Source organism: Alistipes sp. An116 (assembly GCF_002161005.1).
In the GTDB taxonomy this organism is placed as follows: Bacteria; Bacteroidota; Bacteroidia; order Bacteroidales; family Rikenellaceae; genus Alistipes; species Alistipes megaguti.
The window spans coordinates 300,891-323,281 of the sequence record NZ_NFLR01000001.1 but is presented as its reverse complement, the minus strand read 5'-3'; the positions used below and the strand labels follow the sequence as shown (position 1 = coordinate 323,281).

Sequence of the window (22,391 nt, the reverse complement as noted above, 5' to 3'; positions counted from 1 at the left end):
ATATAAAGAGCTGAATGTCCGTCGCTTCCAATCGTCCTGCACAGGCCGTGCATGGCCGTCAGCCGTGGGTTTTCCGCACGGCGGTTTACTTCTTTTTCTTCGGCAGGAGCCCCGCAAGGTCGGGGTCATTCTCGATGCGGCGGATCTCCCGCTCGACGATTTGAACCACCTCCTCCTTGATGCGGTAGTAGTTCTCGCGGATGATCTCTTCCATGCGGTCCGTGCCCTCCTCGTCGAGGAACGAGGAGATCTGCGGGATGGGAACGAAGCGCCGCTCCTCGGCCTGGATTGCCGCACTGTCCAGCTCGATGCGGGCATGGAAAATCTTCTGAGGCAGGGGCTGGTCGACGTTGTCTGCCACCGAACCGACGAACATCCCCTGCGTGAGGTTCGAAATCTTCGACGGCGGAATCAGCGCGTCGAGCTGCGTGTTGGTCGAATGGGTGATGTTCTCGTTCGAGACGGACTGCGACTCGCGCAGCTGGACGATCTTGCCGAAGCGGTCGGAGAGCGTGCGGGCCGTGTCGCCCACCACCTGTCCCGAGAAGATGTTGCCCACGGTGTTGAAGATCACCTTCGCCTCCTTGTCGCCATAGTCCCGCTCCAACTGCGAGAAGTCCTGAAAGCCCAGGCAAACGGCCACGCGGTTCGAGCGGGCCGTGGCGATGAGGTTGTCCAGCCCCCGGAAGTAGATCGTCGGGAGCTCGTCGATGATGATTGAGGATTTCAGCCGCCCCTTCTTGTTGATTAACCGCACGATGCGCGAATTGTAGAGCCCCAGGGCCGCCGAATAGATATTCTGCCGGTCGGGATTGTTCCCCACGCAGAGGATCTTGGGCGAAGCCGGATTGTTGATGTCCAGCGAGAAGTCGTTGCCCGTCATCACCCAGTAGAGCTGCGGCGAGATCATCCGCGAGAGGGGAATCTTTGCCGAGGCAATCTGCCCCTGCAACTGGTCCTGCGCATTGCCCCGCCAGGCGTCCATGAAGGGCGAGAGGTAGTTTTCGAGTTCGGGATAGGAGGTCAGCACCGGGAAGATCTTCTCATAGGGCTGGTTCAGAAACTCCACGGCGTGTGGGAAGGTGCAGCAGCGGCCTCCGTCGTAGATCTTCAGGTACCAGATGATTGCCGCCAGCAGGATGATTGGCGAATCGACGAAGAAGTCGCCCTGCTTCTGGATCCATGTCTTGTTCAGGTTCAGCATGATGGTATAGGCCGACTCGTAGGCGTCCGAGATGTCGGTCATGAACTCCGGGGCGATCGGATTACAGCGATTCGAACGGCGGGGGTCGTCGAAGTTGATGACGCAGAAGTGCGGCCGCGTCGGGTAGGCATCCAGATGGCGCAGCAGGTGGTTGTAGGCCAGCAGCGACAGGTCGTCGAACTTGAAGTCGTAGATATACATCGCGAACCCCTTCTCGATCTGCTGGCGGATGTAGCTGTTCACCACGGCATAGGACTTGCCCGAGCCGGGGGTTCCCAGCACCATCGTCGCCCGGAAGGGGTTGATGACGTTAATCATCCCCGGCCGCCACTCGCCCCGGTAGTAGTAGCGGGTCGGAAGGTTGACCGAGTATTCGTTTTCGAGCAGACGCGCCTCCTGCTCGAAGCTCTCGTTGTCGTCGTTGAAGGGGTCGCGGGCGAGGGTTGTATGCAGCAGGCGGCGGACCCACACCCCGGCGGTCAGCAACGCAAGGTAGCCGCCCAGCAGGGTCAGCACATAACTCCAGAAGCGGACCTCCAGCCCCGCGGGAAGGCTCCGCAGCGGATCGTTGCCGAAGAGCAGGAAGAAACCGGTCAGCGCCAGGAGAAGGATTTGCCGCTTCGAGGGTTTCCCGTCCCGCACGCTGCGTGTGCCGTAGCACCCCAGCACCAGAAAGAAAAGGGCGCAGAATTTCGTGATGGATGACCAGGTGAAGATCCCGGTCGACTGTTGAAGGTTCCAGAAGATTCGGTCCACGACGGGAGCGGTCAGCGCGTGGTGTGCGAACCAGTCGTAACAGAACCAGTAACTGTTCAGACCCAGAAACACGATTCCAAGGGCCCGGGCAAACTGGACGATCTTCTCCAATGCCCGCAAATCATCCTCCTGCTGCATACTTGTCGGTTTAAGGGCGACAAGATAACGGAGGGAAAGACATACTGTTCATGCGGACCGCCTGGGGCCGCGGATGGCCGACTAGGAGGGTGCTTACTACCCTCTCCTACAAAAATCCCGGACGGTCGAACGACCACCCGGGAAGAAAAGGTTTACTTTTGGCTTAACTCAACCAGCGTGCCCCGCAGCGTATCAAGGAAGTGGGTCAAGCGGTTCTTGCGATTCAGGACGGCCCAGCGGCAGTTGTCCGGATTCTTGAAACTCGTATTGCAAAGCGCCTCAAACTCGCGCGTAATCTGCATGAAGGTGGCCGGAGAGTCGTCCTGCTGGCAGAAGAAGCCTACGGCCGACAAGGCGGCAATCACCTCCATCAAGTCGGAATTGGTGAAGCGTTTCGAGATTTTCAGCGGCGAGTGACGCCGTTGCGTGGCAATCTCCCGGATTCCCGGGTATTTCAGTTGGAGGTATATCATCTGCTTCTCGAAGTCCACCAAAGTGAGTGATGAACGGATTAACATGTATTGCAGAGAGGCCGAATCGTTGTAGTTTTCCAGCAGTTGAACCAAAGTCTCGCGAATCCGGGCCAACAGCTGCAACGAGTCCAGCCTTGAACACCCATCCTGTTTGGATATTTGTTGGATGCGTTCTGCAAAACAATTGTACGTGTGCTGAATATTTTGACGGGAATGGCACATCTCCTCAATCAGCATAATCAACTCGGGCCCACGGTCTTTTACCTCTTGTACCGGCATAACTACTTTGGTTTAGTTCTGAGGCAAAATTCAGTATTTCCAAAATAAAAAAGAATACATATGGACAGACATATGTATTCTTTTTATTTCTATCTTGCTGATTATGAACGATTATTTTCTTCATAATTCCGCAAGGCAAATCGAAGGGCGTCTGTAAATCGGGTTATGTGAATTTTTCGGTTCAAAACCCTTCGCTTAATATCTTGCGGATCACCCAATTTAACATTTAACATCTTCTCAAAAACAATAACGATTTGATTAAACGATGCCTCCGAGCCGTCCGCTAACACAATGGGATTGGGGCCCAAAAGATTGATTCCGCATAATAACTCGGCAAGACAGATTGCCGGATACTTTTTCGACCAATAGAGAGGTGAAGAAATGACGTCGTCACAGGAGACAAATTGTTCGGGATATTTGAAATTCCAGTATAAAATCTTGTTTTCTGCCTTAATTAACTGTTCTGCTTTAATAGCATAGGTCATCATATATTCGGGCATACCTGTTGCTTTCATCTGTTTACAGATAGCTTGCACCTCTATTTGTGTATAATTCAATATGCGAAGTGCATTTTTTTTATCTGCCCTATCGCATACCGACGCAACAACAAGCGCAAAATCCTGAAATATGTTTTCCAGTTGATCCCGTTCGGGAACGTTGTGCCGGGTTGTTTTCAATAATGTCTGAATAAATGGGGTTTTGATTAAAATATCCATATATGTTTCTTGACAGCATGTACATATGGCAATAACACAAACTACACCTGCTCATTTTTTCCTAATGAGCACATGTACACAAAGAGTTTACGACAGATTACGCCTGCCGAGTCAGAATACTTGCTGGAAATTTATACTAACCGAATGCGACAAAGGTAGCGATTATTTACTTACAGCCAAATCGCCGCGAAACTTTTTTGAATAGACTGTCACTTGGAATCTTGCGGGAAAGTTATTGGAGCAAAGAAATCACTGAGAGACAGGGCATAGAAGGTACAGAAACGTGCAATGGATTCCAGAGACGGAGATTTCTGCATACTTTCATAATCCCAAATTTTCAGATGCGTATTGTGAGCCAGAAATTCCTGGGTATGTCCATTTTGCTCACGAATTTCGCGCATCCGACGAGCAATGGCCTCTACCAGTATGGGATTTGTGCGTTTCAGACCTCTATTTTTTTGCAAAAGAAAAATTTTTTCAATCTTTTTAGTTCCCCTATAAAGGGGAAATCCAAGGATTTTATATCTTTGCAAAAAGGAATATGAAAATAAATGTTATCTTTGCATAAAAGAAAGTCGGCTTGTCCGATTAGATAATGGCATAATAGAGTAAACAACTCTATACCTTAATACAAACTTTGGGAGCCTCGCAAGAGGTTGTTTAATCTGGGTATAATAGTTGTCAGTCTCGGTTATGTCCTGCTCGTTATGAGCAGGGCTGGCTGGGGCGTAGGACGACTTCCAGATTAAGGTTCCCAAGGCCTGTATTAAGGAGTTGACACCGCGCCTCTTTTTTATAGATACCTTATCATAAAAAATAGCGCAAAGAAAAACGACCTGTTTGACAGCAACAGGTCGTTGGCGGCACCTACAGGTTATAGTTAACAATGAATAAATTACGCTTACATTGCGCAATGATCTGAAGGTGTCGCCATTTTAGAACACAATATGGGTCTAAATAAGAATAGGCCATGGTGTGATAAAATATTTTTTATTTTTACAACGTTCTTTCACCATAAGAAAAGTTGTCAGCAAAACCCATTAGCCGATACAATTTCCCGATTTCGGACAACAGAAGCTGACAACTTTTCTTTTTGATACAAAAACGGGTACTCTCCACAAGGAAGAATACCCGCGCCGAATTACTTGATTTCCCGATTTCGGACAACAGGAACAGATTCCCTCAAAAGAAATTATTGGGCATTCACTTCATCCATGGTGATCTCGTATCCGGTCGACACGAAAGTCCAATCCTGCGGACGGTTACCGTTCTCGCAAGTAACGGTCTCACCCCAGGCTGCATCGGCAATCGCATTGAATAACGGTAATTGATTCCTCTCGGAAAGCGTACGCAGATTGAAGTGCATGATCGCACCGTAACCGGCATTGGTCAGATTCGTGGTTTGTGACTTATAAGAAAGAATCAGAAGAGAATTAATCATATTACCCAAATTGATCGACAGCGGTGCATAACGCTCCTTGGTTACGCCGGAAATACCGATCGAAGTGTTGTAGCCGAAATCGGTATAGGCATAGTCGATTTGGGCACCGTCCGTCGCATCGATCTGCGAAGAGCCTACATTGCCATACTGGAATACGGTGATGAGCTTCCCGGGGATCAAAGCGCGCAGTTTGGTGATGATGTCGCCGAACGAACCGCTGATGAGCGGCGTCGAGTAGTTGGCATATTCGTCATCGAACCCGATACCGTCCAGACCGTATTTCTCCACGGCATGGGCCAGAATCTTGGCGAACTGCGTGGTCTGGGTATCGTTCATGTTGGCGACACCGATGCCCTGCCAGTCGCCCAGCACGGTCAGCACCACCTTGATGCCTTTGGCCTGCAACCCCTGAACATACGTTGCGGCGCCTCCGTTTTCGAGCAGGTTGGTCATCTTGTCGTTCAGGTAGAGCGTAGGCTCTTCTACACCATTCACCGTCCGTTTGTGAATGTTCGAAGCGAAAAATTCCACAATATCGGCATAAGCCGAACCGTCGGAAAGTACATAATCCCCGGCATTAAGCGGGTTCACATCGTTGGTTTCGACATAAATAGCGACCTTCGGGGTTTTGTCGCCATAGGCACGGGTTTTGGCCGCGGCTTGCTGCGCGTCATCCATTGCCGGTTCATCCGCCTGTTGGCAGGAGAACATCATACCGGCACCCACCACGAGGGCTGCCATCAGTTTCAAAGTCTTTTTCATAATGTAATTACGGTTAGTTTGTTAAAAAATAGGATTGATTGTGGCTCCGGTTAAAGAGCCGAAAGAGAGTGACGGAAGTCTTATCTGTTGTCCGGAAATTCGTTTATTACCAATCCTTTTTCCATTTTCCATAATTAAAAACGCCTCCTCCCAAGTTAGACAATTGGGTTTTGTCGAACGTATACATACACCCGTTCATCATATCATATAACATGCTTGTCGGGTCAAGCGCCAAAAGTGCCGCTGCCAAATTTATATCCCAAGACGTTTCATAGCCGTCTTGGAGGTTGGTTCTCAAATCCTCGAAAACCATAATATTGTTCGGCCGATATGAATTCATAATCCAAGGCATGAAGTTCATTAGTGCGTCACCATACGCCATGCCGTCTTCTGCTAAAACCCAAGCCAGATTAAGGCAGCCGAATTGGGACGGATCGAGTCCGGCAATCGGCTTTTGTGTATAGTCCGATACATAACTCTCGTCCGGATGCCACGGATCAAGCAATTGTGGGTCAGCGCCATTGCTATTGTAGCCCGACCAAGCATAGTCGATATAGTCACCGACGGCGATACCACCCGTCGCTTCCGTATCCCAGAATGTTTCGGTCGGCTCCTCGTAAACGGTCAGCGTCAACAACTTGTCCGAGCCGAGCGCTTCGCGCAGGGCCTTGATGAGTTTCGGGTAAGAAGTCGTGTTCACGGCCGGCATTCCCTCCTTGCCGTAACCGGCATTGCGGTCCCAAAGATTCACGCCATCCAGTTCAAACTGTTCGATAACGGTTTTCACCTGTGCCGTGAAGTCGGCGATTTGCCCGTCGGACATATTGCAGAATCCGAGCCCCGTCCCACCGCCTTCGATCGAGATGCAGACCTTGCGGCCGACCTCCTGCAACGGACGGATGTATTTCACGGCATGATCGAGTACGTAGGTCATGTCCGAGCCCAGATCGAGTTTCGCACGGCCTGTCACAGCGTCATACGTTACCGTCACAATTCGCAGATTGATGATATTGCCGATGGTTTTGTACCAAATGGGATTCATCATCATATCCGTCTTGGAAAGCAAATAGTCCTGAGCGATCAGCGGCTGGTATTCGCTCGTATTGACATAGAACACGAAGAAAAAGTCGCTGCCGTCGTGCAGTTCGTTGTCGCCGGGCTGGGGCTGGCGGATCGTAATGTCATAGTATAGGGTCTTGTTTTCATCCGGGGTATCCTGCGCTGCAACCGTAAGAGGCAAAAGATATTTGCCGGCCTCCAGTCCATCGGACGAGATACGGACCCGTTTGACGGCCGAGCGTTGGCCTTCGGCCGTCAAATCGAGAGTTTTGCCATCGGGAAAATCGTAATTCGTTTCCGGAAGCAGGGTGCGTTCAACCTCTTCGGCAGCATTGTAATCGTTAAGCAAAGAGGGATCAATCCAAACATCGAGCGAAAATCCTGTGGATGTCGGCTGTGTCTGCTGGAAATAGAAATCCCGCGTAACGAATCCACCGCCTTGGGTCAGCAGAATGTCCACTGTATTATCGGCAGAGGCATTGCTCCGCAACATGCCGTAGGTCGATTCGATAGCCTCCTTATCGGGCAGTTTACCGCCATTTTGCTCTACGGTATCCGTCTCGCAGGCCGTGAAGCCTGCAAGAACGGTCGCCGCAAGGAGCATCGCTCCTATCGTTCTGAATAGCTTGTAATTCGTTTTCATGGTTTACTCCTCCGTTTCGTTGATTTTCGGAATTTCGATGCCCGAAGGCCATACAATATCGGTTTCGGCCACGCCGTCGTTGCCATACATCGAGTAGTCCTTGACGGTGTTGCCTGCCCCCTCGTTGAACTTCCAGTAGCCCAGCAGTGTCGGGTTGTCGGCCGGGTTCTCGACATTGTACATGTTCTCCCAGATCTGCTCGGGCGTCCGTGCCACGGACCAGACGCGCGCCTCGGCAATCTTGCCGTTCAGCGGACGTTTCTCGTCGTAGGACTTACCGATAAAGAACTGGTAGGCGTCACCCAATTTGTTATAACCTGTGTCTTCAGTCTCATATTGCGGTTTTTCAGTCTCCGAAGCAGAGTTCCACAAGTCATACAAGGCACGCATTGCCAGATTGATCTGATTCTTCTTGCTCGGTGACGAGATACCGACACCGGTCTCCTCGCTCTGGATTTGGCCGTCGACATAGACGCGCACGGTCCGGGTCGTCTGGTCGTAGGTGCAGGCTACATGATACCAACGACCGGCTTCGAGGTTCTTCGTGGCGTCCTTGCCCGGGAACTTGCCGAACTGCGAGCCGCTGCCCGAGCCGTCGAACTGCAGCTGCTGCCGCTCGAAGTTCGTGTCGCCGATGCGCAGTAGCAGGTACTGCTCGACGCCCATCACCGAGGAGATGTTTACCGGCAGATCCTCCGAATCCTTCGTGGCAAACTCGTCGATATAGATCAGCGCCTCGTAGGTCATGGCCGTGAGGCCGTTCCACGCGCTGCTGTTGGCGCCGTACTTGTCCAAGGTCGGGAAGTTGATCCAGTTGCCCTCGCCGAGCTGTGCCGCCACGGTGATGGCCGAGGAGCGTTTTACCACGTACCAGGCCACGTCCGAGCCGCCCAATACGTCAATCGAGGCGCCGCTGATGCGCACCGGAACCAAATACGTCGCGTCGATCGGAAGGGCCCCGGTCTGCTCCTCGCCCTCGCCCATGAGCTCGTGGAGTTGCAGGGTGATGGCTTCGGAGGTCGTGCGCCCCGCGGGGATGGTCGCGGTTTCGGTCGAAAGCGTGTAGTATTTTGCGTCGAGCATCGGCCACTGCGTGCCGTAGCGGGCGTTGTAGTCCGCCACAAGCGACGGGTCGACCGCGAGCGAGACCTGCACGTCGCCATCGGCCGGATAGGCCAGCGCCGCCTGCAGCGTACAGTCGTAGGTCGCGCGATTGTTGCTGAACGTCGCAAGCTGCACGGGGCTCGTCTGCGAGACATTGAGGTAGACCACATTGTCGAACTTGTGGTCGTCGGCATCGTACCGCTCGCAGGCCGTCAGCGCCCCGAGCAGCACAAAAAGCGTTATGATAGATCGTTTCATGGCTCTCTTATTTGGAAGGGTTCAACGTCTGGATGGCCTCGCGGATCGTGCTGTAGTTCCGGTCGGCGTGGTAGTAGTCTCCGGCGATGTTGTAGGCCGCAAAGCCCGCCAGCGGGCCGTACTCCACCACGCAGCGTGCCATCAGCGCCACGGCGGCATACTCCGTGCGGTCGGCGTCCTGCAGCGGCGCGTCAATCTCGGCGGCCAGCAGCAGCCTATCGGCCGCAATGCCCGCATAGCCCGTGGCATTGAGCACCTGCAGCCGTACGTCGGTGGTGTTTTCGGCCTTTTCGGTATCGAGGACCACATAGTCGAGCTTCGCGCGGTCGGCGGCAGCCACCGACAGGGGGTTGCCCTCGAAGACGAGCAGCTGGCCCTCCGTCTTCGCGGCCGAGAGCGTCGCGACGAGCGTGGCCGTGGCTGCAGCGTCGAGCGGATCCGCGGTGAACGAATAGCCGTCCAGACCGTTCGCCGCGACGGAGGCAATCACGCCGTCGAGGTAGGCTTTGAGGGCCGCCTCGGTGGAAAATTCCGCCTTGCGCGCGGCGTAGTCCACCTGGTAGAGGACCCGCGTCCCCTTTTCGCGCATCACGGCCATGTCTTCGGCGTCATAGGCCGAGAAGTTGTCGGCGTTGGTGAGCGTCACGATGTCGAGCGAATCGGGCAGGCAGCGCATGAAGTCCTGCTCGCTCGCGGCCGGCGAGGGCGAATTGTGGAGCCGGGCATACGAAAGGTAGTGTTCCGATGCCTTGTAGGCCCGCAGCGCCGCCATGTAGTCGGCCCACAACGCCGGGTCCTGCTCCCACGGTTTGAGAACCGTGTTGTCGATGTTCTCCGTCTCGGTCCAGTCGCTGCACGAGGCCCCGAGCAGCAACACAACGACCGGAAGGATCAGTCGGTATATGCTTGTCTGTTTCATATCGGTCAGTTGTTATAGGGTTTGCAGTCCCACCATACGCGCGTACCCATCTGGTCGCCCGTGCGGTTGCCGTTCTTCTGTTCGGCATTGAGCGTCTGGATCGCCGCCTGCAGGTTCGTGTTGTTCTGCTGGTACTCCTCCACCGGGTAGGGAAGCCGCCGCGCACCCTGCGCCACGTCGACCCCGCCACCCGACTTGTCGGCCACCACAGGCAGCAGCCGCGGATAGCCCGTGCGGCGGTGTTCGGACCACGCCTCGACGCCCAGCGGGAAGATGGCGATCCACTTCTGCGTGATGATGCGCTCGAGGTTCGCCTCGAAGTTGTCAGCTCCCGGGGTCCAGGCAATTGTCACGGTGCTCTGCGCCGCGGTGCTGTACGAGCCCAGCGGGTCGGTGTAGGCCGCCGGGCGGCTCGTGGCATCGGCCACATAGGCGTCGGCACCGCTCGCGCCCCGCTCCTCGAACGAAAGGCGGATGGCCTGCTCGTAGAGCTCGCGGGCCGTCTCCTCCGAGCCCCAGCGCAGTTCGTATTCGGCGCGCAGGAACGTCGCCTCCGCGGCGTTGAACCACAGGTAGGGGGTCGTCGACTCGACAATCAGGTTCGAATACTTCGTCATGGCCGTCGACTTGCCCGCCACGTCGATGCCGATGCGGATGCCGACGTAGTTGCCCGCGTCGTTCGGCAGGAACATCTTCTCCACACGCGGGTCGTTGTAGCCCGTCATGTAGCAGAGGATGTCGGCACCCACGCGGTGGTCGCCCCAGTCGTTGTAGATGAGCGTCGTGCGGTTCTCCGCGGCATGCATCGCCGCGTTGTCGGCATTCGACGTGATGACGCCCCCGGCAATCGCTTCGGCGGCCTTCGTCTTTGCCAGCTCGGGCTTCACCTCCGTCAGGCGCATCGCCATGCGAAGCTTCAGCGAGTTGGCATACTTCAACCATTGCGCGATGTTGCCGGAGTAGACCCCGTCGTAGCGGCTCCACGCATCGGACGAGAGGGTTGTGTTGCGGCCCAGCGTCGCGATGGCCTCGTCCAGCTCCTCGAACATCTTCGTATAGACCGCCTCCTGCGAGTCATACTCCACGTAGACCGATTCGTTGCTTTCGAGCTTCGAGTAGGGAATCGGACCGTAGGAGTCCGTCACCCGCTGCATGATTGCCACGCGCAGCAGCCGCGCAAAGGCGATGGCCACCTCATCGTCCGTACCGCCGACAATCCCCTTGTAGGGGGTGTAGGTTTCGGTGATGACATTGGCGAAGGGCCACTTGCGCCAGTCGGCCGAGGGGTTGTAGGTCTCGAACTTCGTCTGCCACGTATCGACCGTGGCGCCGATATAGCCCGCGAACGGCCCGCCCGTCAGCGACTCGTTGAACTGGTACATGTGCTCCTCGACGGGAATCACCAGGCCCTGCAGCGTGCGGACCTTCGTACCCGTCTTGTAGTTCAGGGCCTCCATCTGCTCCTCGGTCACCTGGTTCGGGTTGCGGTTGATATCCTCGAAATCACCCGTACAGGAGGCCAGTGCCAGCAGTGCGGCCGCCAGAAGCAGCCGGCCCGTTGTTGTCGTTATCTTTTTCATGCCCGTAGTCGTTTAGAATTGGAATTTGACACTGAAGCCGAGGCTCCTGAGCGACGGCATCATGAAGTAGTCGATGCCCTGGTAGTTCAGCCCCGTCGAGGCCACGGCCTCGGGGTCGAACGGCGCCTTGCAGTAGATCATCCAGAGGTTGCGCCCCACGAACGAGACGGTCATCCGCATCCGGTCGCGGAACCACTTCGACGGCAGCGTGTAGCCCAGCGAGAGCTCCTGCAGCCGGAAGTTCGTCGCCGAATAGGTGTAGTACTGCGGCAGGCCCGACTGCGAACCGATGGCCTGGTACCACTTTTGCGCGTCGACCAGCTCGCGGCCGTTGATCAGAACGCCTCCGGCGTCGCGCGCCGCGGCCGAAGCCTCCGAAACGCCGTACAGGTCGAGGTTGGCCTGTGTGGCCGAGTAGCAGATGCCGCCGATGCGGGCCGTGAAGAGCAGGCCGAGATTCACGCCCTTCCACGAAAAGTCGTTGCGCCACGCCAGCGTATGGTCCGGGAAGACCGAACCCAGGTAGATGTCGTCCCCCTCGTCCGTCAGCAGCAGGTTGCCGCTCTTGTCCACCTCGATGTAGCCGTTGTCGTTGAAGCGCAGGTTCGACGTCGTATAGAGGTCGCCCAGCGTGCCGCCCTCCTTGAGGATGTACTTCGCCTTGCCAAGCCCCTTGATGTCGAGCTTCTCAAGATTCAGCGGTTCCCCCGTGATGGGGTTCACGGCATTGGCCGCCAGTTCGATAATCTCGTTGCGGTTCCACGAATAGGTGAAGTTCGTCGCCCAGCGGAAATCCCGCCACGTGTTGTCATACCCCGCCGAGAGCTCGACACCCGTATTGCGGACGTGGCCCGTCTGCAGGTAAATCGTCGTATAGGAGGACGAAGGCGGCAGCGAGGGGTCGAAGGTCTGGTTCTTCGTATCGGCCCGGTACCACGATGCCGAGAGGCTCAGGTGGCGCCACAGCCGCGCGTCCACGCCCACCTCGTAGGTGGTCGTGCGCTCGGGCTTCAGATCCCCGATCGGATAGTGCGTCTTGTCCTTCCAGACCCGGTTCGTGGCGTCGTACTCGTAGGTCGGGATCGTCAGGTAGCGAGGAAAGGGCATACCCACCGAGGCGATCGAGCCGCGGAGCTTCAGGTAGCTCAACGCTCCGCCCAGGTCCCAGAGCGAGGTGGGCACCCACGACAATCCGATCGACGGGTAGAAGAACGACGAGGAGGAGGAGCCGGCGATCTGCGAGGCCCAGTCGTTGCGCCCCGTGACGGTCAAATAGAGCATCTGCTTCCACCCCACCTCCACCGAGGCGAACAGGGACTGCGTCTGGTCGTGCCAGCCGGTCTTCTCGGCCCGCTTCTTCGTGTCGTCCAGATCGAAGACGTTGAAGACGTTCGGAAGGCCGTTCTCCTGGATCGGACCGCGGTACGAGAGCTCGTCGCTCTTGACGTTGTTGATCGAGGCGCCGATGTTGGCCTGCAGCGACCAGTCGTCGCCGAACGTCTTGTTGATGTTGGCCATCACGTCGGCATAGGTCTGCGAATCGTAGGTCCGCGCCTCGGTGTAGTGGCCGTTCCGGCCGCCGTCCGTAATGGTCGTGTTCGACGAGGCATAGAGCTTCTGCGTGTAGAGCGAGTTCATGTTGTCGATCCTTACGCGCCCCGTGACATTCAGCCACGGCAGGATGTCATACGAGGCCGAGAGCGAGAGCATGTAGCGCTTCTTGTCCGTATTGCGCAGGTTGCGGTAGGCGATCCAGTAAGGGTTCTGCATGCGCAGATCACCACCCTCCATGTCCGACGACCAGAACTGCTCCATGAGCTTCGTACCCTCGTTGTAGCGCTCGAAGCGGCGGTAGAGGTCGAAGTTCTCGCCCCGCGGGAAGAGGTAGGCCGAGACCAGCGGGTTCGAGTAGACACCCTGGTTGGTCATGTTCTGGTCCTGCTGGTAGATGTAGCTCGCCGAGGCGTCGATCCGCAGCTTGTCCTTCAGAAAAAAGCTGGTGTTGCGGAAGGTGAAGTTGTAGCGGTCGTATTCGTTGTTGGGAATGATCCCGTCGGAATTGACCGCCGCGGCCGAAAAGTAGGTCTGGTTGCGGTCCGTGCCGCCCGAGAGGGTGAAGGCGTTCGTGTAGACGTGTCCCGTCTCGAAAAAGTCATTGGGCGTGTAGCCGTAGCGGGCCGACGGGGCGAGTCGCTCGCCCCAGCTGTAGATGTTCGACCCGCTGCGCACGCCGTTCAGCCCCGTGCCGTAGCGGTTCTGGAATTCCGGCAGCACAAAGGGATTCAGGAACTCCGTGTTGCTCGTAAGGGTCACCTTCAGCGCTCCGGCCTCGCCCTTCTTCGTCGTGATCATCACGGCGCCGTTCGCCGCCTCCGAACCGTAGAGGGCCGCGGCCGCAGCACCCGTCAGCACCGAGATCGACTCGATGTCCTCAGGGTTGATGTCGGCAATGGCCTCCGTCGCGCCGCGCGAATCGAACTCCGTGCCGCCTCCGCCGCCGAAATTGTACATCGGGATACCGTCAATGACGTACAGCGCGTTCGACGACTGCGAGATGGACTTGTTACCGCGCAGGACGACCTTCGTGGCGCCGCCCACGCCCGACGACGAGGCATTGATCGTCACGCCAGCCACCTTGCCCGAGAGCGAATTCATGAAGTTGGCATCCTTGACCAGCGTGATGTCCGAGGCCGCAACCTGCTGCACGTTGTACGAAAGGGCCTTCTCCTGGCGCTTGATTCCGAGGGCCGTCACAACCACCTGCTCGATTTCGGACGAGGACTCCTGCAGGGTCACCTCGAACGACGTGCGCGAGCCGACCGGCACGGCGGCCGTCTCATAGCCCAGGTAGCTCACCTCGAGTGTCTGCGAGGCGGCCGGGGAGGGCACCTCCAGCGCAAAGCGCCCTTCCGTATCGGTCGAGACACCCACGGTCGTGCCCCGCACGATGACCGAGGCGCCGACGATAGGCTGCCCCGAGGCGTCGGTCACACGTCCCGTGACCGACACCGCACGGCTCTGCGGAGCGGCCGGACGGCGTGTCAGCAGGATATTGGTCCCTTCGACCGTGTAGACGATGTCCGTCCCGCGGAACATCTCGTCAAGGACTTTTTTCAGGGGTTCGTTTTCGGCATGCACCGTAACCAGAAGGCCGGTATTCACATCATCGTCAATGCCGAAAAGATAACGAGTCTGTCGTTCGATGGCGCTGATCACCTGTTCCATCTTCACCTTGTTTCCCCGAATTGTCACCCGCGCATTCTGTGCATGAACAGCGGATAGAGGGAATAGCAAGGCCGGAACGAACAAAAGAATAGACAGACGGATTTGCTGAATAATCTTTTTATTCATACATTTGTGAGTTAAGGTTCAAATAAAAATCGGTTAGTATTTTGATTGAACTGCGGCCTGCGGGTGGTGCAACACCTGCAGGCTTTTTTATGTCAATCAAAAAAGGCAGATCAGGTTCTATATAAATTTCATAGGCAGTTCGGTTTTGGCATTTGACATAAATGAATAAATTACGCTGTCTTATTTAATAATGATCTTATTTTCGAGATCGTTGTATTCATAGGTAAAATCCGACGAGCGCTGCAGGATGCGAAGGATGTGGTCTAAACCTTCCGATGTGCGGATTTTCAGCCGTTTGTATCTAACATCAGGCAATCTGGTTCTTTGAATTTCGATATCAACGTCGAAATACCTCCTTAATTTGTCAACGATCTGCTCAAAATTGTCGCCGCTGAACGAGATGATGCCGTCGGTCCAGAGATAATTGTCGCGACTCTCCAATTCGCTCAAATGAAGATGTCCGTTTTTCAGATTTACAATCGTATTGGGCTCCATCAGAATTTCCTCATCGTTTATTTTGTTCCGAACAGCGACACTGCCTTCAAACAATGCAGTCGAAAATTCCTGCGTATTCTTGTCTGCAATCACGTTGAAGTGCGTACCGAGTACCTCGACATCGCAGGCATAGGTTTCAACAATGAAAGGTTGCGATGCGTCGTGCGCGACCTCAAACATAGCTTCACCCTCCAGGCGGACGCGACGCTCTTTCCCGATGAAAAGCGCAGGATAGGAAATTTTACTTTTTGAGTTAAGTTCAACGGTAGTGCCATCATGCAACGTCAAACGGACATGTTGTCCGGCCGGAGATTCAATTGTGGTTGGATTCCCGACCATTTGTGTCAATTGGGACGTAAAGAATAGATAACATCCTCCAATAACAAGCAGCAGAGAAGCCGCAATTCCCACGGTTTGGCGAATCGTTCTTGAGTGGGTGATTCGGTACCAAAGATTGGTATCTGCTTCGGGAACGGAGTCCGGTTCAGTCATAATACTGATGATGAACTTTTCATGGACCTCATCCATGTATTTTTGGTGTTCCTCGGGATTGGCATCCAGCCAGGCTGCAATCCGGTCGGTCTCGTCGTTCGTGGTCTCACCGAGAAAAAACTTGAACAACAAAGTGTCTGATATTTCAATTTTATTCATAATACCGATTCTTTTGTATACTATTTTTGAGGCTCAAATTTATCCCCCCCCTCTATTATTAAATATCCACGAGCAGGGTAAATTCGTACCCTATCGCGCAAATAAATATTTTTATTAAATTATAGATTTTTCTTAATTTTATAATACACTGATTATTATATAAATATACAAAATTTTCACATGGTCGTTTTTTAATATTTTTTTCCTATCTTTGCTTTACAAGCAGAAGGTGGAGTATGCAGGATGTTGTATCGGAAAAATTGACGCAAGAATCATTCGAACAATCTTTTCATCGGTATGAAAAGAAATTGTGTCGAATCGCATACTCTTACCTGCGCGATCAAGATGCAGCACGAGACGCTGTGAACGAAATTTTTACAGCAGCGTGGCGCCATCGGGAGTATATCGAAATCAAAACATTCGAAGCATATTTATACCAGTCGGTAAAAAACGAGTGCTTGAAATATCGACGGAACAAGGAACTTAAAAAGGCAGTTTACGATAAGATTCTGACCAAGGAGCGTTGCGTGATGGACTACTATACGCGCACCATCGAATGTTGCAACCCGAACGAATTGTTTTGTGAGGAAATCATGGAGATATGCCGCAAACAAATTGCCCGTATGCCTGAGCTTCGGCGTCAAATCCTTACGGCAAACAAGTTCGAGGGAATGAGTTACAAGGAAATAGCGGATAGGAACGGAATCACGACAACACGCGTCGACAATGAATTGCGCAAGGCATTAAATACTTTACGGCTCTCTTTGAAAGATTACCTGACGATTCTTGCCATTTTATTTCTAAACATAAAGCATTAAAAAGAGCGTTACTTTCGTAACGCTCTTTTCTTTTTTCTTCTGTTAAGTTGCTGCTGCTGTTCTTCGTAGGCTTGCACATCCGCCAATTCCAGAATCGCGTCCAACGGATGGATAGACGGCCCCGGCCGGAAAGATTCTTTTGAGGATGGCCTCTCCTGCTCCGAGGATTCCTGGGAGACTCCCCTACCCTTTGCTTCAGCATGGAACAACTGTTCAAAGACGTTGGCCGAGAAATTCCGCCCCAGCAGGGAGCCGTTGGCTACGATTCCCTGCTCATGGTCGATAAAGGTCACGCCGTAGATTCGTCCCGCAGCATTGAGGCGGAACACCGCATCAACTCCCGTGTCGTGCAGCCGCTCGCAGAACTCCGCCCGGCTGGAACTCCGCGCCATGCTATCCGCAATCTTACCCCGCAACTCATCAAGTGTTCCGGGCTCCTTCAAGGCCGTTTTCGACCGCTCGTAGTAGCGTTGCAGAGCCTCATATCCGACATCTTTCCCAATCCGGCTCGACTTGAACGGCGTCCCGATGCCATAGCCGTCGTCGGTCAGCGCCCCGTAAATCATCCCGGCGTAATCACGTCCTTCGATGGTCCCGGTTCGCTCCTCGGCCGAGACATTGAAGGCTTCGAGCAGCGTCCGCCACTCGCCAAAAGAGGCGCAGCGGTAATGCCGCAGGCACGACCTTACGGTGGAGGAGACCTGCTGCTTGACATCGCCCTTCTGATAATCCACCTTGCGCAATTCCTCCCGGTCTTGCAGTTCCTGGCCTTTGATGCTCGGGTGTAGCCCGTATTTTCGCTCAAGGTCCCGCAGGATCGACATCGAACGATCATACTCGTGTGAGTCGGAAATCTTCCGGCCCGTCGAATCAACTCGTAATGAGACAATGTGCAGGTGTTCGCGTGCAATATCCCGATGTTTGAATACGATGTAGGGCTGCTCGCCGTAGCCCATCCGCTCCATGTATTCACGGGCGATCTCGCCCAGTTGCTCATCGGTCAGACGGTCCTCGGGCGAGGGGTTCAACGAGACATGGAAAACCGTGTTGGTCGTTCGCCGGTTGGCCTGCAGAAAGGGTTCGAAGCTGGCCATACACCGCTCGTGGCTCATGCGGCCTGCGCTATCGAACGGATCAAGCATCCGATTCCAGAAGAGCACCTCGGCCTGCCCGCGGTTAACCTTCTCCTCATTGTAGCGAATGGCTCCGCCGACGGTTGCTCCCGTTCTTATATTCGCAACCATCCTTCGGCTTGTTTGGTAAGATTCAAAATCTCTATACTCAACGCCTTCAGTTCGCGGGTATGCTGTTCCAACGCAGTGATCTGGCGGGGAATCGAGACATTGGAGAAGTGGCTGTTGATGGCCCGAACCACCTGATTATAGTTATTTCCGACGCGCTGAAACTGGAAGTATAGGTCATTGAGGCGTGTCAGAAACTCCACCTTTGAAGGATCGCGACGGAGGACTTCGAAACGCTCCGCAAAGAGTCGTTTGACGATGAACTGGCTGCGGTTGTGCTCCAATCCGGCGGCTGCAAGCATCTGCCGGAAGCGGATCTCCTGCTCCTCGTTGAGACGGAACGAGTATTTGTAACTCGGAGTTCGAGATTCGGGGTTGTGTTTTCGCTGACGGGTCATTCGATGGAAGATTTGGGGTTCGACTTGGGAGAACCTCACCCGCCTCGCAGAGCGAGCGTTTTTGTCGGACAAACCGCCGGTTGTCGGACAAAAACACAGCTCGCTCCCGTCAGGCGACGGGTACAGTTCCGGCATTCGCAGAGGACAATTCCTCTCTCGAAAAGGCATCTCCGAAACAAAAAAACACGGGCGGATTCTCCGCTGCAATATTACGAGGATCTTCAGGGATTAAAAAACGCTCTTGCCGGCCATGCGAGGCCTCCGAAGGACACCAGGAACCAACCTCCAAAAACTGCATTACCTTGCGGGCAAACGTCCAACAATCCATCCATGAAACTGCTATTGTATTTGTTCATTGATCCTGCTTTTCAGGATTTCGGGAACAGCTTCCGTCATTTGTTCCTTCACGATGAAATGCTTCCCTTTGTTCGTGCCGGACCTTATTCCTGAATTCACGAACTCGGGAGTTCGTGCGTGAACGCACTCTTGAACATACTTGTTAAATCGCGCCTTCCTGAAGAAACAAACTATGGAAAACACACCTGTAAGCATTGCCGTATGCAATCAAAAAGGCGGCGTCGGAAAGAACATTATGTTTTGAAAATCATATCAATACCTTGCATATTCTCACCGTTTGGGAGGAATCCTTCGTTTGTATGATCTTTTTCGGGAATCTTCTACTGTGATGCTCCGGCACCCCGGGCAGAACATCTCCGAAATCGCTGAGGCCGCGGGCTTCGTCTCGCCCAGCCATTTCACACGGATCTTCAAGGCTCGGGAGGGCGTTTCACCCTCCAACTGGCGCAAGACGCAGGGCGGAGAGAGCTCCCTTTCGTAACTCCGACCGGCCTCTGACGGCCTCGAATTTTTGCCTAAACAACAATTTTTCTTGCCTAAACAACAAAATCCGCGGCCGAGATTTTCCAGTTTCGTTTTTTCTGTTAATTTTGTTCTCGAACTCTTCGGTCCGAAGCCATGTTTCCCTTCAAGCAAAATCCCCTTGCTGTACGTTCGCCCTTCGGAAGCGAAAGGGTGACGTGCGTCCGGATCCGAATCTCCCCCCCCCACAAAAAAATCATAACTGACGCCTCCGCGTCAACTCCGCCATGCCCGAATCCCCTCGATCCGGGCCGGGGGTGTTTTGTCCCTGCAGCAACCCGAACAAATCTTTTGAAAACCATGAATAGATTGCTGACCCTATTGTTTGCGTTGGGCCTCCTCGCGGGTCCGACCTTCGGCCAGACGGCAGACAACCCCTCCGACCCTGCCCCGGCCGAGTATACCTTCCGCTTCGTGGCGGGCGACGACATGTTCTACATCCCGTGGAGCGGCAACGGCGAAGAGCTCGACCGCCTGTTGGCCTGCATCGCGCAGAACAAGGCCGCCATCACGGAGGGCTCGGTTCCCGTTCTGGTCGACGGCTACTGCACCTCGCAGCCCTCGGAGGCCGAAAACCTCGCCTTGGCCAAGACGCGTTCGAACCGCGTGAAGACGGAGATGATCCTGCGTGGCGGGCTCACCGAGGCCTGCTTCCGGACGCAGAACCATGCCGACAAAGGCAACTTCGTCACCGTGCGCCTCGTCATCCCCGCCACTCCGTCGGAGGCCGAGTTGGAGGCGCAGCGCCGGGCTGCCGAGCAGGCCGAAGCAGAGCGTCTGGAGGCTGCGAAGCGCGCCGAAGAAGAGCGCCTTGCTGCCGAACGAGCCGCCGAAGAGGCACACCGGGCCGCCAACCAAACCGAGACGGTCCCGCCCGTGTTGGAGGAGGCCCGAGCCGAAGAGCCCGAGAAGACCGAGTGCTGCGCCATGGGCCTCTCCCTGCGTGCCAACCTGCTGCGCTGGGCCACCCTGACACCCGATTTAGGACTTGAATGGCGCATCTGCCCGTCGTGGGGCATTGCCGTAAACGGCTCATGGACTTCTTGGACGTGGAGCGACAAGGACCGCCGCTATGCACTCTGGGAAGTGGCTCCGGAAGTGCGTTACTATATGGGCGAGAAGAAAGCCTGGTATCTGGGTGCTATGTTCAAGGCCGGACAGTTCAACTACAAGCTCTCCGAAACAGGCAAGCAGGGCGACCTGATGGGTGGCGGCATCACTGCCGGCTACCAGCTGCGGCTGAACAAGGCATTAGATCTTGATTTCAACCTCGGCTTGGGCTACCTGAATGCCGACTATGAGAAATATGAAGTCATCGACGGTGTGCGCGTGCGCCGTGGCAACGAGACAAAGGACTGGTGGGGCCCCATCAATGCCGGTGTGACATTGGTATGGAAGTTATTCTAACTCGGAGGAATCGAATATGAAAGCAAGACAATATATAAATATGATGGGAATGGCAGCCGCCGTGCTGCTCTCTTCCTGCGTGAAGGACACGCTTTATGACACGCCGCATCCCGACTACGGGAAGATTGCGGTGACAGCCGACTGGTCGGCCCGCGGTGAGGGCATCGACATACCTGCCACATGGACGGTCACCATGGGCGACTATACGGGTACGGAGACTTCCGCCACCCATACACCCGACCATCTGTTTGCTCCGGGCAACTACACCCTTGCGGTGTGGAACCCAGCTGAAGGAATCACGGTAAGCGGCACCACCGCCACCGTTGCCGCAGCCACGGGAAACCGGGCAGGCACGGATGCCTTTGTAAACAATACTCCGGGATGGTTCTTCACCTATACGGAACAGTTGAGCATCGAGAAAGACAAGGACTATCCGCTGACCGCCGCAATGAAGCAGCAGGTACGCGAGCTGACGCTTGTCGTCGAACCGACGGGTGATGCCGCCGGACGCATCACGGAGATTATTGCCCATCTGACGGGTGCAGCCGGAACACTCGACTTCGCAACCGATACCTACGGAGCCGCTTCGAGCGTCGTACTGCCCTTCACCAAGATAACCGAAGGTGATGATGCCGGCAAGTGGAAAGCCACGGTGCGGCTGCTGGGTGTGACCGGCACGGAACAGTTGCTGACGGGCGAAATCCGCTATGCTGACGGCAACCCGACCCCCACCACGTTGAAAAGCGACCTTACGGAAGCTCTCAAGGAGTTCAACACCGGAAAGGGCGAATCGCTGACCCTCGGCGGAACGCTGGTTGAGACTCCCGAAGGCATGGAAGTGGACGGAGCCGGAATTACCGGCTGGGAAGAAGTGAAAGGTGATGATGTAAATGCCGATTTGTAACTAATAAAATGACAGATATAATGAAGACAAGATTTTTTGCACTTGCGGCGCTCGCCCTCGCACTGGCAGCCTGCAATAACGACAACGAGATTCTGAACAATGACGGTCCCGTGGCCGCCCGGTTTATCGCCGACATCGCCCCTGCCACCCGTGCCAGCGGAACCACATGGACTGGCGGAGACCGCATCGGCGTCACCGACATCGGCAACGATACCCGGTACGGCAACGTGCCTTTCATCCTGAAGAACGGAACATTTGAGGCAGAAGAAAAGGTCATCTATATCGAAGATGTAAAGACCCATACTTTCCGCGCCTACTATCCGTACAACGCAGCGGGAGGCACCCTCGCAGCCACGACCGATGCCACGGCGCAGCAGAACCAGCCTGCCATCGACTTCCTCTTTGCTTCAGGAGCCACGGGAGACAAAAACAGCCCGGTGGTGAGCTTCACCGACAAAACCGACAAAGGCGGTGCAGACAACTCCTTCCACCACCGCATGAGCCAGATAACCCTTACCTTCGAGGCGGGCGACGGCGTGGATTTCAGTATGATCAAGCCTGAACGTTACACGCTGGACGGATTGATACTCACCGGTACGTTCAACACGGCCGACGGTATTGCCACCGCAGACGACGGGGCACAGGCCGAAACGCTGGCCATGGAGCTGGCAGACGGCAACCTCACGTCATCGGTCATCCTCTTCCCGCAGACAGCTGCATCTCTGCCATTGACTGTGAATTACAGAAGTCAGAATTATCGTGCCACGCTCACCGTGCCCGAAGGCGCACTGCAGGCGGGCAACAACTATACCTATACCGTCAAGGTACGCAACAAAAACCTTGAAGTCAGCGAAGCCACCATTGCAAAGTGGAACGATATAGACGGCGGAGAAGTGGGCGCTGACCTGTAAGACA

At 54.9% G+C, this 22,391-nt stretch carries 18 protein-coding genes; 5 read left to right on the top strand and 13 right to left on the bottom strand.

The window, feature by feature from the left end:
- Positions 1-85: 85 nt before the first annotated feature.
- From mobC to B5E60_RS01230, 11 genes are all read right to left on the bottom strand, one after another.
- Positions 86-2,098, bottom strand: coding sequence for a conjugal transfer protein MobC (mobC, locus tag B5E60_RS01280; protein WP_087309061.1), 2,013 nt, complete (start codon positions 2,096-2,098; stop codon positions 86-88).
- A 152-nt stretch (positions 2,099-2,250) separates the two neighbouring features.
- The gene (locus B5E60_RS13675) at positions 2,251-2,571 is read right to left on the bottom strand and encodes a hypothetical protein (RefSeq protein ID WP_143260617.1); all 321 of its coding nucleotides are present in this window, start codon (positions 2,569-2,571) and stop codon (positions 2,251-2,253) included.
- Positions 2,572-2,951: 380 nt separating this feature from the next.
- Positions 2,952-3,566, bottom strand: a complete 615-nt coding sequence (locus B5E60_RS01270) for a hypothetical protein (RefSeq protein ID WP_087309059.1) — start codon at positions 3,564-3,566, stop codon at positions 2,952-2,954.
- A 209-nt stretch (positions 3,567-3,775) separates the two neighbouring features.
- Entirely contained in the window at positions 3,776-4,030 is a 255-nt protein-coding gene (locus B5E60_RS01265) for a helix-turn-helix domain-containing protein (RefSeq protein WP_239403152.1), read from the bottom strand.
- A 728-nt stretch (positions 4,031-4,758) separates the two neighbouring features.
- Positions 4,759-5,769 carry a glycosyl hydrolase family 18 protein gene (locus B5E60_RS01260; protein WP_204246422.1) on the bottom strand — a complete coding sequence of 337 codons (1,011 nt, stop codon included), beginning with the start codon at positions 5,767-5,769 and terminating at the stop codon, positions 4,759-4,761.
- Between the two features lie 106 nt (positions 5,770-5,875).
- Complete coding sequence (locus tag B5E60_RS01255; protein WP_087309058.1) at positions 5,876-7,471, bottom strand: BT_3987 domain-containing protein; 1,596 nt, start codon at positions 7,469-7,471, stop codon at positions 5,876-5,878.
- A gap of 3 nt (positions 7,472-7,474) precedes the next feature.
- Positions 7,475-8,833 carry a DUF1735 and LamG domain-containing protein gene (locus tag B5E60_RS01250; protein WP_087309057.1) on the bottom strand — a complete coding sequence of 453 codons (1,359 nt, stop codon included), beginning with the start codon at positions 8,831-8,833 and terminating at the stop codon, positions 7,475-7,477.
- Positions 8,834-8,840: 7 nt separating this feature from the next.
- Positions 8,841-9,752, bottom strand: coding sequence for a glycoside hydrolase family 18 (locus tag B5E60_RS01245; RefSeq protein ID WP_087309056.1), 912 nt, complete (start codon positions 9,750-9,752; stop codon positions 8,841-8,843).
- 5 nt (positions 9,753-9,757) lie between these two features.
- The gene (locus B5E60_RS01240; RefSeq protein ID WP_087309055.1) at positions 9,758-11,332 is read right to left on the bottom strand and encodes a SusD/RagB family nutrient-binding outer membrane lipoprotein; all 1,575 of its coding nucleotides are present in this window, start codon (positions 11,330-11,332) and stop codon (positions 9,758-9,760) included.
- Between the two features lie 12 nt (positions 11,333-11,344).
- Positions 11,345-14,683 carry a TonB-dependent receptor gene (locus tag B5E60_RS01235; protein ID WP_087309054.1) on the bottom strand — a complete coding sequence of 1,113 codons (3,339 nt, stop codon included), beginning with the start codon at positions 14,681-14,683 and terminating at the stop codon, positions 11,345-11,347.
- Between the two features lie 180 nt (positions 14,684-14,863).
- Positions 14,864-15,829: a FecR family protein gene (locus B5E60_RS01230; RefSeq protein ID WP_087309053.1), complete on the bottom strand. Its 966-nt coding sequence runs from the start codon at positions 15,827-15,829 to the stop codon at positions 14,864-14,866.
- Between the two features lie 236 nt (positions 15,830-16,065).
- On the opposite strand from B5E60_RS01230, the gene B5E60_RS01225 reads away from it, so the two are divergent.
- Positions 16,066-16,647 (top strand): RNA polymerase sigma-70 factor, encoded by a 582-nt coding sequence (locus B5E60_RS01225; protein ID WP_087309052.1) that lies wholly within the window; start codon positions 16,066-16,068, stop codon positions 16,645-16,647.
- Between the two features lie 8 nt (positions 16,648-16,655).
- Here the strand turns inward: B5E60_RS01225 and mobB are convergent, their stop codons facing one another.
- Positions 16,656-17,891, bottom strand: a complete 1,236-nt coding sequence (gene mobB / locus B5E60_RS01220; protein ID WP_087309051.1) for a conjugal transfer protein MobB — start codon at positions 17,889-17,891, stop codon at positions 16,656-16,658.
- Positions 17,876-18,286 (bottom strand): plasmid mobilization protein, encoded by a 411-nt coding sequence (locus B5E60_RS01215; protein WP_087309093.1) that lies wholly within the window; start codon positions 18,284-18,286, stop codon positions 17,876-17,878. Before B5E60_RS01215 ends, mobB begins: the two co-directional genes overlap by 16 nt.
- 685 nt (positions 18,287-18,971) lie before the next feature.
- On the opposite strand from B5E60_RS01215, the gene B5E60_RS01205 reads away from it, so the two are divergent.
- The 4 genes from B5E60_RS01205 (at position 18,972) to B5E60_RS01190 (ending at position 22,387) form a co-directional block, all read left to right on the top strand.
- Entirely contained in the window at positions 18,972-19,124 is a 153-nt protein-coding gene (locus tag B5E60_RS01205; RefSeq protein ID WP_087309049.1) for a helix-turn-helix domain-containing protein, read from the top strand.
- Between the two features lie 341 nt (positions 19,125-19,465).
- On the top strand, positions 19,466-20,572 hold the full coding sequence (locus tag B5E60_RS01200; RefSeq protein ID WP_087309048.1) for a DUF3575 domain-containing protein: 1,107 nt from the start codon (positions 19,466-19,468) through the stop codon (positions 20,570-20,572).
- Between the two features lie 16 nt (positions 20,573-20,588).
- Complete coding sequence (locus B5E60_RS01195; protein WP_087309047.1) at positions 20,589-21,476, top strand: FimB/Mfa2 family fimbrial subunit; 888 nt, start codon at positions 20,589-20,591, stop codon at positions 21,474-21,476.
- A gap of 20 nt (positions 21,477-21,496) precedes the next feature.
- On the top strand, positions 21,497-22,387 hold the full coding sequence (locus tag B5E60_RS01190; protein WP_087309046.1) for a fimbrillin family protein: 891 nt from the start codon (positions 21,497-21,499) through the stop codon (positions 22,385-22,387).
- The last annotated feature ends 4 nt before the right edge of the window (positions 22,388-22,391 follow it).

Bases quoted from the DNA above. Each gene is read 5' to 3' on its own strand.
- B5E60_RS01240 (WP_087309055.1), bottom strand. From the start codon at position 11,332: ATGAAAAAGATAACGACAACAACGGGCCGGCTGCTTCTGGCGGCCGCA.
- B5E60_RS13675 (WP_143260617.1), bottom strand. From the start codon at position 2,571: ATGATATACCTCCAACTGAAATACCCGGGAATCCGGGAGATTGCCACG.
- B5E60_RS01230 (WP_087309053.1), bottom strand. From the start codon at position 15,829: ATGAATAAAATTGAAATATCAGACACTTTGTTGTTCAAGTTTTTTCTC.
- B5E60_RS01235 (WP_087309054.1), bottom strand. From the start codon at position 14,683: ATGAATAAAAAGATTATTCAGCAAATCCGTCTGTCTATTCTTTTGTTC.
- B5E60_RS01190 (WP_087309046.1), top strand. From the start codon at position 21,497: ATGAAGACAAGATTTTTTGCACTTGCGGCGCTCGCCCTCGCACTGGCA.
- B5E60_RS01205 (WP_087309049.1), top strand. From the start codon at position 18,972: ATGCTCCGGCACCCCGGGCAGAACATCTCCGAAATCGCTGAGGCCGCG.
- B5E60_RS01195 (WP_087309047.1), top strand. From the start codon at position 20,589: ATGAAAGCAAGACAATATATAAATATGATGGGAATGGCAGCCGCCGTG.
- B5E60_RS01215 (WP_087309093.1), bottom strand. From the start codon at position 18,286: ATGACCCGTCAGCGAAAACACAACCCCGAATCTCGAACTCCGAGTTAC.
- mobC (WP_087309061.1), bottom strand. From the start codon at position 2,098: ATGCAGCAGGAGGATGATTTGCGGGCATTGGAGAAGATCGTCCAGTTT.
- B5E60_RS01250 (WP_087309057.1), bottom strand. From the start codon at position 8,833: ATGAAACGATCTATCATAACGCTTTTTGTGCTGCTCGGGGCGCTGACG.
- B5E60_RS01245 (WP_087309056.1), bottom strand. From the start codon at position 9,752: ATGAAACAGACAAGCATATACCGACTGATCCTTCCGGTCGTTGTGTTG.
- B5E60_RS01200 (WP_087309048.1), top strand. From the start codon at position 19,466: ATGAATAGATTGCTGACCCTATTGTTTGCGTTGGGCCTCCTCGCGGGT.
- mobB (WP_087309051.1), bottom strand. From the start codon at position 17,891: ATGGTTGCGAATATAAGAACGGGAGCAACCGTCGGCGGAGCCATTCGC.
- B5E60_RS01225 (WP_087309052.1), top strand. From the start codon at position 16,066: ATGCAGGATGTTGTATCGGAAAAATTGACGCAAGAATCATTCGAACAA.
- B5E60_RS01255 (WP_087309058.1), bottom strand. From the start codon at position 7,471: ATGAAAACGAATTACAAGCTATTCAGAACGATAGGAGCGATGCTCCTT.
- B5E60_RS01270 (WP_087309059.1), bottom strand. From the start codon at position 3,566: ATGGATATTTTAATCAAAACCCCATTTATTCAGACATTATTGAAAACA.
- B5E60_RS01260 (WP_204246422.1), bottom strand. From the start codon at position 5,769: ATGAAAAAGACTTTGAAACTGATGGCAGCCCTCGTGGTGGGTGCCGGT.